Genomic DNA, 17,451 nt, shown 5'->3' with positions numbered 1-17,451 from the left:
CCATAGAATATTAATATTGAATCCTATTTAGATTGTTTCGTGTATAAAAAAACACCTAGCAAAATTGATTGCAAAGGTGCTTTCGGGTTAACCTAACTTTTCGCTCTATTTAACTGTTTTGTACAGTTTCTTTTTGTGAATATAATTATTATTTAATTAACCCTTCATTTTTCAAGTAATCTGTGGCCACTTTTTGAGGACTTTTTCCTTCGACATTTACTTGGTAATTCATTTCTCTCATTTCATCATCAGTAATTTTTCCTGCAAGCTTATTTAGCGCATTTACTATTTCAGGATACTGATCAGATGTTTCTTTTCTTAATAACGGAGCACCTTGATAAGGTGGGAATAAATGCTTGTCATCTTCTAAAACAGTTAATTGATATTGTCTAAGTTCACTATCTGTAGAGTAGGCATCAACCAAATTGATATCTCCAGTTTTGATTGCCCCATAACGAAGTTTTGGCTCCATCGTCACTAGATTTGAAAAATGAATATCATAAAGTTTCTTGATACCTCGATAACCATCTTCTCGATCGTCAAATTCTAAAGTAAAACCAGCCTTTATCTTATCTTGAACAGCTTGTAAATCAGAAATTGTTTTCAACTGATACTGTTTAGCTAATTGCTGTGGGACTGCCAAAGCATAGGTATTGTTATATTGTAACGGTTTAAGAAGTTCCATATCAAATTTTTCCAGCATACCATCTCTTGCTTGTTTATATACTGTTTTACTATCTGTACTACTTGCCGTTTCCTTTAAGAATTCAGAAATGGCTGTTCCAGTGAATTCAGGATAAATATCAATACTGCCTGATTTCAACGCGTTGAATACAAATGAGGTTTTCCCTAGCCCCGGTTTTAACTCTACTTTTAGATCTGTATCATTTTCAATAAGCAGCTTATACATATTTATTAATATTTCCGGTTCTGAGCCTAATTTACCAGCAATAACAATCTCTTTTTGCTGATTGTTTATAACAAATGGTGTCACCATAACGAAAAAAGCCAATACCACAATGGTACCTAATGTTATCATCGATTTTTTATAAGAGAGGTGTTCGAATTTTTTCAGTAGAAAATCAAAAACAAGCGCCAATAAAGCTGCAGGTATTGCACCGAGTAAAATAAGCGAGGCATTGTTACGATCTATACCCAACAGAATAATATCTCCTAATCCCCCTGCTCCAATCAATGCCGCAAGAGTTGCTGTACCAACGATTAGTACCATTGCTGTACGAATACCTGCCATAATGATTGGCATAGCTAAAGGAAGTTCAACTTTTAGTAATCTTTTTCTTCGATTCATCCCCATTGCCATAGCTGCTTCGATTAATGAAGGGTCAACTTCCTTAATACCAGTATATGTATTTCTAAGTATTGGAAGCAGTGAATATATCACTAATGCTATAATCGCTGGCACTTTCCCTATACCAAATAAAGGAATTAAAAGGCCTAACAATGCTAATGATGGAATTGTTTGCAATACAGCAGTTATTCCGATGATTATTTCAGCCATTTGTTTCTTCTTAGTCAAAAAGATCCCTAGTGGAATTGCAATGATTACGGCAAAAAATAGGGCAATAAAAGATATTTGGATATGTTCCAACAATGCATTAAGAAGTTGATCTTGTCTTTCATGAAACACTTTAATTAGACTATTCATGCGCACTACCTCCTTCTAGCAGGTCGTTGGCTAAATATCGGATCATAATTTGTCTATTTATTATTCCAATTACTTTACCATCTTTTTCAATAGCTACTTGTTCTTGATCTATTAATTTCTCTAAAACTTGATCTAATGTACTTGAAGCAGAAATAGTACATGTAGGCATTTGTGACTTAAGTGGTTGAATGATTTTCTCCAGATATAGTGTTTCATTTAATCCATGCTTATTATTACTACCTATAAATCCTCTTACAAAATTATTTTTAGGATTCTTAATAATCTCATTCGGGGTAGCTAACTGTTCAATTTCCCCATCCTTCATCACACATATCCTATCAGCCAGCTTTAGAGCCTCTTGTATATCATGCGTCACAAAAACAATCGTTTTCTTTAAATTCTTTTGAAGCCTTAGCAGATCATCTTGAAGTTTTTCACGACTAATCGGATCAAGTGCACTAAATGGCTCATCCATTAAAACAATATCAGGATCAGCGGCTAACGCACGGATGACACCTATTCTCTGTTGTTGTCCTCCAGATAGTTCGCTTGGTGTACGATTTAGATATGTATCTGGTTCTAAGCCAACCATATCTAAAAGCTCTTTTGCTCTCTGCTGTGTTTTCTCACGATTCCATTTTTTAAGCTCTGGAACAACTGAAATATTTTCTTCTATTGTCATATGTGGAAAAAGAGCAATCTGCTGCAAGACGTAGCCAATATTCCATCTTAACTCATTGATGTCATATTCACTTATTTTTTTGTCATTTATTAAGATTGTCCCATCAGATAATGGGATTAGACGATTAATCATTTTAAGTGTTGTTGTTTTACCGCATCCACTAGGGCCAATGATCACAAAAAATTCTCCTTTTTGAATCTCAAGATTTAAAGAATCCACAGCCAATGTTCCGTCCTTGTAACTTTTTGATACATTTTCGAATTTTATCATTTACTCCAATCACCCTTTCCATTGTAATTCCATTATCCACTATATTTATAGATAATCGAAATATTAACTATTTATATTGTTCCCCCTAAAAAATAAATAGAATTTCTTTAACACTTTCAACATCTTGATAGCAAAAAAACCTCCAGACAAATTAATGTCTGAAGGCATTTTAACTTAAAATAGCTACGGTCATTCGAGTTATTCAATTTTTCAAAGAGTTCACCCAATTATTTACAACAGTTTCTGTAAATCCTGTATAATTTGTACCATCTGTTTTAACTTTTGCAGTAGCTCCATTAAAGTCTTCTAAAATAAGCCATTTATCATGAACTTGAATACTTTTAAGTGGCATATAGTTTTGGAATAATACAGTTTTCTTATTAGTTTTCATATTCCATTTATAGAAATGCGAATCATTTGGCATAGTATAGTAAATTGAATTCTTATCAATTGTGAAGGCTTGTGCATTCATTAAGAATTCATATTTCTTACTTGTTGCAGGATTTTCAGAACGATAGTTCCATGTATGGTCTTTGGCTAATTGTTGGTCAGTAATTAGGAAATAATTTAATCGATATCGATCCCCACGGTCAGGCATTGGATCATTCCAAGTAATATCTAGATTGTACCATTTCCCATCTACTTTAACCTTATTCCACGCATGGTTTTCTCCGTGAACTTGCCCGGTAATATATCTTGTGTCAACACCTGCTTCTGTCAACAATCGGTAAGCAGCTAATGCATATCCTTGACATACAGCTTTGTGATCAAATAATGCTGCATATGCAGAATGTCCCCCATCTGTTGCATCAGAACTATATGCAATATGTTGTGCCAAATATTTATTGACAAAATAAACTTTTTCAAAATCAGTCATTTGTTTCAAATGATTATTTTTTACAATTTCTTTTACCTTATTATTAATCTCTTGTTCTTGTTTTTGTGTTGTTAAATAATAAGCTTCTACTTTTATTTGGATAAATCCCATATTAGAAGTAATATAATATGAATAACCAGTGAGGTTACCGAATCCATAATTCCCGGTAGAACTTATTTCGTTAATAACATCCTTGAACATTTTTTCTGCTTCTTTGGATTTGTATATTGGAAGCTTCGTTGGAATTGTAAACTCCAGTTTCACTTGATCTAGATTCTTTAATACTTCTTGTTTTAATTGTTGTTCTGTTGTTATCGCTGGAACGTTGTCATTAGCATAAACATTATAATGCCAATATCCTGCTCCCCCTAGACAGATTAAGATTCCTAGTAATAATGCAAGAAATCTTTTCATCCACTTTTCTCCCTTCAATTGTGTTTATCTATTAATAAACGAATTTAATTTTTATGTTTACTATAATAATAACTATAAGGCCAAAATCTCTGATTTGGACAAGTAATATATGGTACAAAGTCCAATTAAAAAACAGCCTAGACAAAAGTATTACGTCTAGACTGTGTATTTTGATTTGAAAGTTATTGCTTCTAAACATATTATTCTAGTACTTTCCAATTTGACAAAGCATTTTATCTTTTTTCTTTTGGTAATTGGTAAAATAACGGTATAATGGTGACATTCATAAAAGAAGGGACGATGGGTGGACGATGATTAATTAATCTTATTTTTAACTATTGAAATTCCATTATTTCAATTTCTAAAAAATAGGATTAGTCTGCCCATTTTCTATAAACAAGTTAAGCTATTTATTTAAATGGCTTATTTATGTTACCAAAAAATTAGACTAATCCTTCCAAATTAACTTGGGGGATTTTTTATTCCCCCTTTAAAGAGAGGGATACCATATATGAAGGAACTTGTAAAATTCTATAATATTAGCTTTCAATTTCGGGATCAACTGTTATTTGAAAACATAAATGCTTCCATTCAAGTAGGAGAAATCATTGGGGTTATTGGAAAAAATGGCGCCGAAAAATCTACGTTATTGCAGCTGATACAAGCTAATTTAATGCCCTCAAAAGGACAGTTGCAGCTAGTCCAAAAACTGATGACATCTTTTTATGTAAAACAAAAAGTTGAATCTTAGAAATCAGTTAAAAGGCATGAGCCCGGTAGAATCCCGAACTCATGCCCACATTGGATTTAAATTACTACCTATTTAATTGATTTATTTTTTCCTAACTAACTTTATAGCTTTTAAACTGATTAATTGAGTACCCTATTGAACAATATCTGCATTTGTTACAAACTTACTTTTATCTAACTTGAGAACACTTCGTAATGTCCTACTTACTTCATATAAACTTTTCTTCTCTGGAATATAATAGTCAATTGTATCAACTTTTTGATCAGCGCCTTTTATTTCGATTGTATTAATTGAAAGGCTTTTTAGTTTTGAGTATTGCTTTTGTAATGCATATAGATCATTCATCGATAAATCTGTTTCAATATTTTTTCCGAGTATATCTGACAATTGCCCCACTTTAAAAATGGTGCCAGCAGTCATTGCTTGATCAATTGTTGCCTCCAAAAATTGCCTTTGTCTCTCATCACGAGAATAAGTAACATCAACACTTCTTTTTCTCATTCTTACAAAAGCGAGAGCCTCTTCTCCAGAAAGGTGAGACTGTCCTTTTTTGAAGTTAATTTTCTTATTATGATCATATATATTTTTTTCCCAAAATCCTTCTTTGATATCAATTGTAACACCGCCAAGTGCATCCACTACATCGCGAAAAGCTTCAAAGTTAACCGCAATAAAATGATCAATTGGTATATTTAATAATTTTTCTACTGTTTCTACTTGAAGTTTCGCTGCACCATACCCAGTTATATCACCATAGGTATACGCAGAGTTTATTTTATGTATTCCCGTATATTCTCCTGCATTTTCGATTTTCACTCTAGTATCCCTAGGAATGGTAACCATATTCATTTCCTTTGTATTAGGATCTAATGTAAGTACGATTTGCGTATCTGCTCTACCATCTTTTTTCTTACTAGAGTAATCTTCAATTCCTAATAGCATTATGGAAATAGGATCTTTGCTAAAAGTGACATCCTCTTCCCTAAGCTCAGAACGATTATTTTCTCGTTGTAAGTTAACCGTTGAATGATCTAAAGCATTTTTCACTTTAAAAAAGGCAAAAGCACCGTAACTAATAGTTACTAAAAGTAATACTATACTAGTTCCAATAATCCACCTTAAAGCCTTGTATTTTTTTCTTTTACGTTTTAGGGCGACTCTACTATTTCCCATAAAAAATTCTCCTTATAATTATAGACTTGAATCAAGTTCAGAAAGCCATTTTCGGTTTAAGAATACGAATATTTTCTAAATAAACAACTCAAAAATCGGATAAGTTTTCATTTCCAGTATTTATTTAATATGCCACTCCAGATGGCGCTTTCCGCGGGCGAGCATTGAGCCTCCTCGGAAGCCTTTGCTCCTGCGGTTACTCGTCGCAGTTAAAAGAGTGCTCCTGCGGTTACTCGTCGCAGGACATTGAATGAGCTCCCTTGAATTCGCACCGCACGAAGAAAATGCGAATGCATTTTCTAGGACTCGCCATCTTCCGCTCTATATTAAATCTTTGAATTATGAAATTGATTTACTTATAAAAAAATTGCTATATTAATAAGGTGCAAACAGATTGTTAACGAATATAGGCATAACACCAGTGTTAAAGCTCGTTTATGTGTGATAATAAATCTTTCTACTTTTGACCACCATTTATTTTTACAAATAAGTACCACATTAATGAATATCAGCAAAAAAAACAGCCCTGGAAAAGCTAGAAACAAACTAAAATCTCCAATAGCTAAAAACGCTTCAACAAATAGCATATAGCCAAATAGCTGTAGCTTGTCAGTGTTTAACTGTAAATTTATCATTCATTTTTCAAAACAAAGTTTTATCCTCGAAATAAAGACCACTCCGTTTCATTTGTTTAAATAATTGGAATTTTTTCATTAATAAACCTATTATAACAAAAACGACGAAAACCAGCACCAAAATTAATTGTCCTGGTTTTAATTAGAACTACTTTAACTTAATCTAAATAAACGTCATATATCCCCAGATTATAAAAATACCTACACCCACAAAGAATAAAGCATGTCCAAATGAAGAGTGTTTTACGGCTTCAAAGAAGATTTCTTTAATAGTGACGATTACAATAATACCTAACGCGAAACTAATAATAAATGACCACAACAGAGGATATTTCATCCCTATTAGGCTTCCTACTATCGATCCTAAAGCAACAGGTAAAGATACAATACTTGTAATTAATAAGAACATTTTAAATCGAAGTCCTGCTAAAAAAAGTGGAATAAACATCGCGATACCCTCAGGAATATTATGCAGAATAAGAGCTTGAAGGATAGGCTTGCTAATACCAACATTCTGACTTGCTCCAAATGCTATACCTAGTGGAAAATTATGAATCGTAATACTTATAGCCAATAGTAATCCGGTTTGAATTAATCGATCCTTTTGTAGACTTTCCGTTGAAATTGTAAATTTATGTGAGATTTCATGTATTTTAAAAAATCCCAAAATACCCAAAAGAATTCCAATTATAAAGACAATCTTTCCTCCTAAATGTATACTTTCAGGTGCTATCTCTAAACAGACTAGTCCTAATATTAATCCAGTACATAAAGCATTTATTGTTGAGATTTTTCGTTGAAGTTTTTTAAAAAATATAGCTAATACTCCTCCTAGACCAAAGCCTACTGCTGTAGCCATAAAACCAACAGCTCCTACATAATACATATAATCCCTCCATATCTTGACTATACACATTATGGGGAAATAAAAGGATTTATTCAGGGGGAATAGATTAAAAAGTAAATTGAATAATCTTTTTTATGGGCTTTGTTAAATAATACAGTTGAAATATTATTAGTATTGCTACTGACGGACGCTTTCCATGGGTCTCGCCACCTTCCAGTCAAGAAAGATGCATAAAAGAATCACATCGGATATGAAGAGCGTGTGGAAGTCGCTATCGATGAAAGGTGCTTGATGCAGTTATTGTTGTTGGACATGAAGGTGGTGGCCATTTAGGACGAGATGATATTGGCACAATGGTTCTCGTACCACAAGTAGTAGATGCCGTTAAAATTCCTGTCATTGCTTCTGGAGGAATTGGCGATGGTCATGGTTGGATGGCTGCGCATGCTTTAGGAGCCGAGGGAATAGAAATGGGGACACGATTTATCGCAACGCAAGAATGTGTTCATGCATCCTCCTCATATAAACAAGCATTAATCGATGGTTCAGAGACTGATACGCTTGTTATTAAACGTTCAATTGGAGCACCTGCAAGAGTTTTACGTAGTAACTATGCTAATCAAATACTAGATGTTGAAAAGTTACTCCTTCATATGAAGCAATAAAAGATTATATTTCTGGAGCTGCCAACAAACGTTGGATTTATGTTGGTATACAGAAAGAAGTTTTTGGCTTTGGCGGTCAAATAACTGGTATGATTCATGATATTCCAACTGTTTCAGAGCTATTGAAACATATGATTGATGAGGCAGAGATAATACGAAGTAAATGGGGAAATCAGTAAACATCGTTGAGAAATGAATTTGAGCATTTCATTCTACTATCTATTCAGAATGTTGGTATTTTGAAAAAAATTAACAGTATCCATTTACAGAACTATATATTAAAAGAGCTACTCTAACTGTTTCTAACAACTAAACAATTCAGAATAGCTCTTTTTAAATGTTTAATTTCTTAGTTCATTCTCAGCTGTAGCTTTTCCAAAAATCATTTTCAATAGAGGTGGTGTCACAATTGTTGTTATTACGACAACAATTATCATTGGTGTGTAGTATTCTTCCGGTAATAATTTATTGTCCAGTCCCGTGGCAGCAATGATTAGAGCTACTTCCCCGCGAGAAATCATGCCAGCCCCTATGCCCATCGACGAATGCGTATTAAATCCAGATAACCGAGCTCCAAGTCCTGATCCAATGAATTTTGAAAGGATTGCAATTAGTGAGAAGACAAGAATAAGTCCTAATTGATCCCCTATCCCTTTAAATGATACTGATAACCCAATACTAACAAAGAATATAGGAACGAAAATACCGTAAGCAATTGGTTCAACCTTACTCTCAATATTCTTTTTGAAATTTGTTTGAGAAATGGCAATCCCAGCAACGAAGGCACCAATAATTCCTGCAATTCCTAAATACTCCGCAAAATAAGAAAATCCAAAACAAATGATTAATGCACCACTTAATAATGTTTCAGTTACTTTAAGCTTCGCAAAAAGTTGCAAGAATTTCGGTACTAACCATTTCGAAGCCAAAATAATAACCACAAAGAATAGAATTTTCTTCACAATTAATAACGAAATGCTCACATCAGAACCACCGAAGAAGCTCATCGCAACAGCTAATAGTACGACTACGATAATGTCATCCAATACAGCCGCTCCAAGTAAAGTTGCACCTTCTTTACTATCTAGCCAACCTAATTCTCGTAATGTTTGTACTGAAATGCTGACAGATGTTGCAGATAATAATAATCCAATGAAAATACTTTCCGCTGTAGACAATCCAAAATAAACAGATCCAAAGTATCCCAAAATAATCGGCACAATAATGCCACCAACTGCCACGAGCAATGCAGCTTTTTTATTACGATTTAAATCTTCCAAATTTGTCTCAAGACCAGCTAGAAACATTAAGAGTAGCACACCAATATCACTAAAGGCCTTTAGTACTTCCGTATCCTGTACCCAGCCCAGTAACGCTGGTCCTAAAATAATCCCAACAATAATTTTCCCTAGAACGGATGGTTGACCAAGCCTTACACTTATATGTCCCGCAATTTTCGTTGCGAATAAAATGATTACAATTTGAAGAATAAACAAATTATTGCCCCCTCTTTTTTAAATTTAGCCAGCGCTGGCGCTTTTTACACAAAAAAACACATGGCGGTGCCAGATTGACTGACTCCTCCATGTGTTACGTTCAAATATTTGATTTAACTATATATTACAGGATACTATTTTATTTGTAAAATGATAACTCGTAAACAAGTAAAACTTCTTATATTCTACCTCAAAATCTCACGCTCCTCTGTTCCATTTTCATATATTAATCATTTGAGGCATGGAAAAAGTTACAACTAATTAAATAACTTTTAGATTTAAAACGTGGGTATTTTTTAGCGTTTCCTATAAGAGTGTTGAAAAATACTAAAGCTTGAATCAGATTTGCCAAAGCAGTACCTGTTATGCAATAATAAGAACAGATGTTCTTGTTCAGGCGTTCTCTAATTTAAATTAGAGAACTATTCAACTAAAATCTGTTCATATCCTTCATTTTTTAAATAATATATTTTTCGAATATTTCGAATTGTAAAATACACACTTTATTTGGTATATTATTACTTGGGTGTTTTTTATCTTTAGTGTAAGAATTATTAAAGTTGAAATATGTAAAATTAATAAAGCGAATTAGAGGTTCAGAAATACATAACTATCCAATGAACGATTTTTTAGACAAAAAGTTGATAGATTATGATTTGATAACACCTATAATTTTCGAATATTTAAATATTTGATTTTACTAGAAAAGCATTTATGAAATTGACTTACTTACGTAAATTAATTACTAATTCATTTGTTGAAATTAGTTGGCAATAACTTTGACAAATACTAAAGGATTAAATTAATACCCTACTTAAATTTTAAAATACAAATAAACAATCATCCATTCATGCTTAATCTAAATGATAAATTTTAATGGAATTTACTATTATTCAAAGTGAGGAAGAAGAAAAAATGAAAATAGGAGAATTTTTGGAAAAAATTCAATCTACAAAAGATACAATTCGATATTATGAAGAACTCAGCTTAATAGAACCATTAACGAAAGGTGATAAGAGAGATTATACTGAAAAAGATATGAATGACTTTTATATCATTAAAGAAATGGAATCATTAGGGCTTACTATAAGAGAGATTCAAACTATATTTCACATAAAGCGTTCTGCTGGATTTCATTCACCTAGTTTACTTCAAGATATTCAAGATAAAATAAATGGAAATATAAGGAAAATTGAAAGTATAGAAAAAGAATTGTCTATACGTAAAATGAAACTAAATTGTCTTTTATCAAAGTTAGAAAATTTACATAATAGAGATTAAATCCTTTTCAATCATAAAATACTGATTATCAATATTGCATTGTCTATACAAAATTAAATACTTCAAGATTACTCCTAAAACGATATTCTGATCTCTGCTTTTCTCTCGATTGCTTATAGTTCCAGGTCTTAGATCCCAATTTTCAAACTTATTATTTGAAAAATATACGTATGAATCAATTTCACATATCCATTTTCTGTTTTTAAATACGAACATTTCAACATATTTACTATGTATTATGAAATTGATTCATATAATATCAGAATTAAATTTTTTCTAAAAAAGCACTTCAATTGTAATGTTTTATTAACAACTGAAGTACTTATTTGGATAGCATGACTTGTTTGGATTATTGTTTTCTACACTTTTCTACCCATAAATTAACTTACACTCACTTAGTATTAGCACTACTTAACTGTCCACTTTCATTTTTGGCAATCCATTTCTTTATATTTTGAGCTACTGAAATAGGTTGTTCTCTATACAAACTATGTCCCGCATCTTGAATACTTGTTATGGTGACTGATTTAGCTAATTGCTGAAATTCCTTGCAAGCAGCTTCTCTTACATTGTTTAGTTCCTCCGGTTCAGAACCTGTTAATAGCAAGATAGGTACTTTGATTTTCTCCAAAATATTTTTTACTGGCTCTTCAAACATGCCCGTAATTAACGCTTGAATCGTATCTAATTCTATAGCTAATCGAATTTCATTATCTACTTCTTTTACTTGTGCACGAGAAGCTTCTTCTATCTCCTTAGACCATGTCAAAACTTCTTCTTTTTCTGATTCTATAAAGCATTTCCAAGAATCATAACGTGTTTCATTATAAAATTGTTCGGATTCTTGTAGTTGTTTTTTTAATGAACCCAATTCAGATGGTGTAATATAACCGCCATCCAATAAAATAATACCTTTTAACTTTTCTGGGTATTTAGCTGCGTAATATAATGCTAAATTCGCTCCTAAAGAATGACCCATTAGATAAAATGAATGCTTTTCAAAGTTGCTTAGCTTTTCATGAATCTTTTCTGATAATCGCGAGGGGCGATAATCTGAATTCTTTTTACATTTTTCAGCATGTCCGTGGCCTGGTAAATCAAAAGCTACTATATGGTAACCATCAAGAAATTTAGAGAACTCTCCAAACGTTAACCCTGTATTTCCCATTCCGTGTAAACTGACAATTGTTGCATTTTTAGGATTTCCCCATTCATAAAATTCTTTTCCCATTATACATCCCCCTTTTGAATAGTAATTTCAAACACTTAAATTATATAGTAAATTATTTTAATGAAAAATATTGTATTTATGTACTATTTTACCACCACAAAATTTAAAGCCCTGATTGCAATAATCAATCAGGGCTTCAACTCTATAATTTTTTCAAAAATTCTTTCATTAAGCCTGGTAAGTCTGGCCATGCATGACCACTTACAAGATTTCCTTCTGAATGAAGATGCTCTTCAATATAAGTACCACCTGCAACTTGTACTTCTGGTTTGCATGCAATATAAGCAGTCAGCTCACGTCCTTTAATGATATCCGGAATTACTGCAAATATTTGAGCAGCATGACAAACCGCTGCGATTGGCTTATCTGTCTCAAAGAAATGACTCACAATACCTGGTATATATTCATTTAGGCGAATATACTCTGGTGCACGACCACCTGGGATGATCAACCCATCATACTCTTCTGGATTAATTTCTTCAAAGCTAGCATTCGCATCTAATCCATAGCCTAGTTTTTCTGTATACGTATCTACACCATCGATAAAATCATGAACAACTGTTTGAATTTTTTTCACACTTGGAGCAGCAATCGTTACATCAAAGCCTTCTTCTAGACAGCGAAAATAAGGATAATACACTTCCAAAGCCTCTACTGCATCCCCGGTTAAAATTAAAATTTTCTTTGTCATTTTGTCATCCCTCCATCAAAATAATTTACGCTAATAGAATTAGACATATGCATTCAAAATCCTTTATAAAAGTGAAGTTACAAATGACAGATTCATGAACACTGTTCTATGATTATGAACAAAAGAGAGAATAAAATAATTCAACAAATAAATTTAAATGAATCAATTTCATAATTCGAAATTTTGATATAAAACGCGAACATTAAATAAGGAATTGTTTGTGCTATAACTATTAGAATATTGTCTAGTAGCGGAAGATGGCGAGTCCTCGAAAATGCATTCGCATTTCCTTCGTGCGATGTTGATTCAGAGAGGTCCATTCATAGTCCTGCGGGAATGCGAGAAAGGTGAGACCCCGCAGTGAAAATTCTTTTTTCCCCACAAAAAGAATTTTCTGCGACGAAGCTAGCGAAGCGATGCAGGAGCACTCTTTTAACTGCGACGAGTAACCGCAGGAGCAAAGGATTCCGAGGAGGCTCAACGCTCGCCCGCGGAAAGCGCCATCTGGAGCGGCATATTAAGCATATAGTATATTTGAAGTATAATCCAAATTATTGGGTTTTATATTTAGATAATATTCGTTTTTTGGGGCTAGAAAAGTATTTATGAAATTGATTCAAATATATAAAAAAATTGACCTAGCGAGAATAGAAATCGCTAGGCCTTTATTTAGCCTCATATTATAGAATTTCTAGACTGGTTAAAAAGTAATTCTTATCATCCATTGGTAAAATGGATTCGAGATTTTTAATCTCTTGTACTTTTATCTTTTTCTTTGACTGCAAATCATATGTCTCTAAGAAAAACTCCCTGTCTTCGTTTGAGTAAATATAGTATATTTGATTGTTGTTAAAAGTTACTTGTCCAAATCTTCTATTCCCCTTTTTTTCATGGTGTAACTGCAATATCTTCTGAGTTTTCCCGGTTGCATCGCTATATTCAAAAACCTCACCTAATCCATTTGCATAATAGAAATGACCATTGTTTACATAAGCTGAGCGATTAAAATTATATGGTAAAGCATTTGTAACCTGATCTTCAGCGCGATATTTAATAAAAGGTTTTGTCTTCACTTTATTTGTTTCACGGTTTACAATCACCAATTCTAAATCTTCCCGATTATTTGCTTGATAATTTGTCATGACGAAATAGAAATTGTGTTTATCTGCTACTACAGGTGTTAAAGCATCTAAATCCGCTGCATTTTCTAAAGGTAGATCTAGTAATTTTTTAGTTTTTGCTTCCTTTTTAAGTTGTACTTCCTGTAAAGCAAACTCTCCAGTTATTAAATCTTGCGTTAACACAATGATTCGATCTGATAATTGCCCCACAGATGATACGAAATGTGGAACTTGTGAAATATGGAAGTCTCCTTCTTCCCCAAAACGAATTACCGTTTTATAGTCATGTTTTGTACTAAAGCCTGTATTGTAAAGACTATAAAATTGTTTTGTTTTCGGAAGATACCCTGTTTGTATTCCACGTAATTCTTCGGAAGGTAAATCATAAATATTCAACTTATCTCCAAGTAGCATTAGTCGATTGGATTCTTCTATTAAAAGCTCATCGGTATTGAAATATGTACTACCGTCTTCTAAACCCGATAATTTCAACCCCCGTGCATTTCCCTGTTGGTCGATAAAAATTACCCGGCTATCGCCCTTCCCTTTTTGTAAAACCTCAGTTGTAGATGAGGCATAAAGAACAGCTTGTTGCTTCTTTAAAAAATTTTGTTGTTTCAAATCTCTAATTGTAAGAGTAGCACCATTTAATTTTGATGCTTTTTTATAACTATTGAATGCAAATATACCGACTATTAATAGCACAATCATCACAACAAAAATAATACTCTTTTTCAATTTCATTGAATCCTCCCATAAATTTACACGAATCAATAATATATACTATTATTTTACCATATATTTTCAGATTAATTTGTGTAAAAATAAAAACCGATTCCACTTAGAGAATCGGCCTAACCTGCAACAACATCTTGATAATACCAATTTAGAAAATCTTCTTTTCGTACAACATTAAGCATACAAGGTGTGCGTTCTTGTTGTTCCAATTTTTTCCATTCGGTATAAAATTGACGTTCTACATGTAAAGTTATATATGGTAGTTTTGCTTGAGCTTTTTGTGAACGAATGTTTTCTAAACGTGCTCCTGCAAAAACATAGTTTAAATGTAATCTTTCAAAAGCAATCTTTAATATTTCTACTTTGGCCAATTGATTATATCCTTTTCCCCAATAAGGGCGCCCTAACCATGTACCTATATGGCATAGTTTTTGTTCTTCGTCTATACCTTTTAATGTAATAACACCGATCAATTGATTTTTTTCATTGAAAATCATTCGGGAAAGTTGTTGGCCTAGTCGTTCTTCTAATTGCATTAGTCTAATAAAATCTCTTGTTCCTGCAACAGAACACTGTGCATCAGACATTCCAAGTGCCTTTCGAACTTCTGGAATACTTGTCATTTTAGATATTTCTTCTGCGTAATTTACATCATGAGGAACTAAATTAATACATACCATTTTCAAAACCTCCCTGAAGTAATATTTTCTCCAATGTTGCTGGTTTCTCGACCTTTATGTATTATTATCGAAAACCGTAACCATTTCTGATTGGATAGCTATAATTATAGTCATAAAATAGACACATTTTCAAATATTTGATGTTAAAAAATAAAAAATCACTTTACAATTATTTAATTTGTTCTTCTCAATATTTAATTGTGTAAAAATTCAGATAAAAAGAAGGTTTAAGATTTATAAATGTAGAAATAATAGTGGGACAAAAGCATAAGGAGATGTTGTGAATGAAGGATCTTAACACGGCTATTTTTCTTTTGGTATTAGGTATTGTTTTATTGGCTGCAGGAATTATTGCACCGATTTATAGTATTGAAATCCGGTGGTTATTAGGGATAATGAGTGTTGCATCCTTTTACTCAAGTTATGCTATGTATTCAGCTATGGGACGCCGCCGAGGAGAAAATATGATTCATTCTTAAGATGGTTATATTGATCCAGTTACGCACGCCACCCCCTCATTCGAAAGCTGAAAGGCCACTATTTATTAGGGCTTTGTATAGCTTGTGGGGGGACACAGGATGTGCGGACTTAGGCTATCTTCATTCTAATAAGAGCATCACCCTTTTATTGAAAAAGCACCTAAAAGTCAAAATTAACTATAATGCCCCCTCACCTATATATTGAAATTAGATATCCTCAAATTGAATTTGATGAATTCCCGCTTTATGGCTTTTTTCAAAATACGTTTGAATCTCCATTAAAACAAATTGTGGGACTGTTGTTTCACAATCACATTTTAATGCTGGAATGTTAATAACATTGATAACCCCATTGTTCGTTTGATAGCTATTTGAAATATGGATATTTTTCTTTTCACAATTACATTTACCACAAATCATTGCGACTCCCCTAACTCCATCTATGCCTATTTTAATAAATCTCTACAAGCTTTAGGTATAACTATAGACTTACTATATAACATATTATATTGATTCTTTCTTCTTAATGTCAATAATAAAAAAGATATTTATCTTTTCTTATACTAGAAAAAAGAGTAAGGAATAATGAATTATTCCTTACTCTTTTTGAGTTTATTTACTAATGCTATTTTTGTTCTCTCGTTACTGTACGCGCTTCAGTCATTTGTTTCCATACTGAGCCCATTGCTTCTTGTCCTTGTGAAATACGAACAATCGCCATTTTCACTTGTAATTTCACTTCAAATTCTGGATCATTACTTGCTCCTTCTAGCGCATCTAAACAAGCCTCAGTACCTGTTTCATATAAGAACATTGCTGCACGCCAACGGACAAGTTTGTTACGATCTTTTAATGCTTCCATCATAGCTGGTTCAAATTCTACAAAACCTAAATCACTGATGCAATCACCTGCAGTACGGCGAACAGAAGCACTTTTGTCTTGTAATGCTTGGACTAAAATTGGAACAACCATTTTATCTTCAATCATACCAAGGTAGACTGTTGCAAGTCGTCTAACGGACATTTTTTCATCTAATAATGCTTTTTGGAGTAAAGGTAGATCGTCTACTTCTGGATCAACCATTTGATCAAGTAATTGGAAACGAGTTTCCCAATCATCCACATCAAATTCTTGCAGTGTGATTTTTCGTTTGTTTTGTGCAACAGTAGCTCTTTGATCGCTCGCATTAATCAGTTCTACTATACGACTTTCTGGGAATGCTGCTTCTAATTCATCGACCATACTTTGGCCAATATCCTCTTTTTCTCCATATCGAACACCATAGTCGACCCATTTACGTTGTAAAATATAATTTTCATCGGCTTGCATCGCTTGATTAAAAGCATCGATAAAGCGCTTTGCTAGGCCAAAACGTTGTTCAGACAGACTATCAAAAACTTTCACTTGAAGTGGAATGCCTTTGAACATTTGAACATGAACATACACTTCACCATAATGTTCATCTACTTTTTCACCCGATGTTGTTTCATTTTGTTCACCAAATGCATTACGTACAGCTGCTAAAATATTTTCCCAATCGTATTTAGAAATTCGTTCAACTGCTAGAAAATCTGCAACATGATAGACACCTTTGACGCCTTCAATGGTTAAAATCTCTTGAATTTCTTTTGGTGCCTCTTCTTTGTTTTTATCATTATAATTATTCGCAGTACCAAATGGTAACTCCTGATCAAGTATTACTTTCATCGTATTTGGACTTGGAGTTGGTTCAATTGTAACTATTTTCATTATG

The 17,451-nt window shown here is 32.9% G+C and carries 15 protein-coding genes and 1 pseudogene; 4 read left to right on the top strand and 12 right to left on the bottom strand.

From position 1 onward, the window contains the following. Positions 1-148 precede the first annotated feature (148 nt). The 3 genes from opuFB to Q8X41_RS19010 form a co-directional block, all read right to left on the bottom strand. Positions 149-1,666 (bottom strand): osmoprotectant update ABC transporter permease/substrate-binding subunit OpuFB, encoded by a 1,518-nt coding sequence (opuFB, locus tag Q8X41_RS19020; protein WP_397537797.1) that lies wholly within the window; start codon positions 1,664-1,666, stop codon positions 149-151. Further along, complete coding sequence (locus tag Q8X41_RS19015) at positions 1,659-2,618, bottom strand: ABC transporter ATP-binding protein (RefSeq protein ID WP_397537796.1); 960 nt, start codon at positions 2,616-2,618, stop codon at positions 1,659-1,661. Before Q8X41_RS19015 ends, opuFB begins: the two co-directional genes overlap by 8 nt. Before the next feature lie 202 nt (positions 2,619-2,820). Then, the gene (locus Q8X41_RS19010; RefSeq protein ID WP_397537795.1) at positions 2,821-3,909 is read right to left on the bottom strand and encodes a transglutaminase domain-containing protein; all 1,089 of its coding nucleotides are present in this window, start codon (positions 3,907-3,909) and stop codon (positions 2,821-2,823) included. A 511-nt stretch (positions 3,910-4,420) separates the two neighbouring features. Between Q8X41_RS19010 and Q8X41_RS19005 the strand changes: the two genes are divergently transcribed. Continuing rightward, positions 4,421-4,660: an ATP-binding cassette domain-containing protein gene (locus Q8X41_RS19005; protein WP_397537794.1), complete on the top strand. Its 240-nt coding sequence runs from the start codon at positions 4,421-4,423 to the stop codon at positions 4,658-4,660. Positions 4,661-4,792: 132 nt separating this feature from the next. On the opposite strand, the gene Q8X41_RS19000 is transcribed toward Q8X41_RS19005, so the two are convergent. Continuing rightward, the gene (locus Q8X41_RS19000; protein WP_397537793.1) at positions 4,793-5,833 is read right to left on the bottom strand and encodes an LCP family protein; all 1,041 of its coding nucleotides are present in this window, start codon (positions 5,831-5,833) and stop codon (positions 4,793-4,795) included. Between the two features lie 798 nt (positions 5,834-6,631). Further along, the gene (locus tag Q8X41_RS18995; RefSeq protein WP_397537792.1) at positions 6,632-7,354 is read right to left on the bottom strand and encodes a ZIP family metal transporter; all 723 of its coding nucleotides are present in this window, start codon (positions 7,352-7,354) and stop codon (positions 6,632-6,634) included. A gap of 251 nt (positions 7,355-7,605) precedes the next feature. Between Q8X41_RS18995 and Q8X41_RS18990 the strand changes: the two are divergent. Then, positions 7,606-8,159, top strand: a pseudogene (locus tag Q8X41_RS18990) (NAD(P)H-dependent flavin oxidoreductase); the annotation flags it as partial. Between the two features lie 162 nt (positions 8,160-8,321). Here the strand turns inward: Q8X41_RS18990 and Q8X41_RS18985 are convergent. Continuing rightward, a complete protein-coding gene (locus tag Q8X41_RS18985; protein ID WP_397537791.1) occupies positions 8,322-9,476 on the bottom strand; it encodes a cation:proton antiporter in 1,155 nt (384 codons plus the stop codon). Between the two features lie 915 nt (positions 9,477-10,391). Here Q8X41_RS18985 and Q8X41_RS18980 point away from each other — a divergent pair. After that, entirely contained in the window at positions 10,392-10,757 is a 366-nt protein-coding gene (locus Q8X41_RS18980) for a MerR family transcriptional regulator (RefSeq protein ID WP_397537790.1), read from the top strand. 391 nt (positions 10,758-11,148) lie between these two features. Here Q8X41_RS18980 and Q8X41_RS18975 read toward each other — a convergent pair whose 3' ends face one another. The 4 genes from Q8X41_RS18975 to Q8X41_RS18960 form a co-directional block, all read right to left on the bottom strand. After that, positions 11,149-11,988, bottom strand: a complete 840-nt coding sequence (locus Q8X41_RS18975) for an alpha/beta fold hydrolase (RefSeq protein WP_397537789.1) — start codon at positions 11,986-11,988, stop codon at positions 11,149-11,151. A 142-nt stretch (positions 11,989-12,130) separates the two neighbouring features. Further along, positions 12,131-12,679 (bottom strand): DJ-1/PfpI family protein, encoded by a 549-nt coding sequence (locus Q8X41_RS18970; protein WP_397537788.1) that lies wholly within the window; start codon positions 12,677-12,679, stop codon positions 12,131-12,133. A 680-nt stretch (positions 12,680-13,359) separates the two neighbouring features. Beyond that, positions 13,360-14,544, bottom strand: a complete 1,185-nt coding sequence (locus tag Q8X41_RS18965; RefSeq protein WP_397537787.1) for a hypothetical protein — start codon at positions 14,542-14,544, stop codon at positions 13,360-13,362. Between the two features lie 110 nt (positions 14,545-14,654). Continuing rightward, positions 14,655-15,218, bottom strand: coding sequence for a GNAT family N-acetyltransferase (locus Q8X41_RS18960; RefSeq protein ID WP_397537786.1), 564 nt, complete (start codon positions 15,216-15,218; stop codon positions 14,655-14,657). A gap of 284 nt (positions 15,219-15,502) precedes the next feature. Here Q8X41_RS18960 and Q8X41_RS18955 point away from each other — a divergent pair, with 284 nt between their 5' ends. After that, on the top strand, positions 15,503-15,697 hold the full coding sequence (locus Q8X41_RS18955) for a hypothetical protein (protein ID WP_397537785.1): 195 nt from the start codon (positions 15,503-15,505) through the stop codon (positions 15,695-15,697). A 207-nt stretch (positions 15,698-15,904) separates the two neighbouring features. Here the strand turns inward: Q8X41_RS18955 and Q8X41_RS18950 are convergent, their stop codons facing one another. Continuing rightward, complete coding sequence (locus Q8X41_RS18950; RefSeq protein WP_397537784.1) at positions 15,905-16,117, bottom strand: hypothetical protein; 213 nt, start codon at positions 16,115-16,117, stop codon at positions 15,905-15,907. 205 nt (positions 16,118-16,322) lie between these two features. Next, positions 16,323-17,447: a conserved virulence factor C family protein gene (locus Q8X41_RS18945; RefSeq protein ID WP_397537783.1), complete on the bottom strand. Its 1,125-nt coding sequence runs from the start codon at positions 17,445-17,447 to the stop codon at positions 16,323-16,325. Between the last annotated feature and the right edge of the window lie 4 nt (positions 17,448-17,451).

The organism is Rummeliibacillus pycnus, assembly GCF_044359855.1.
GTDB classification, from domain to species: domain Bacteria; phylum Bacillota; class Bacilli; order Bacillales_A; family Planococcaceae; genus Rummeliibacillus; species Rummeliibacillus pycnus_A.
This window is presented reverse-complemented; position numbering and strand designations above follow the sequence as displayed.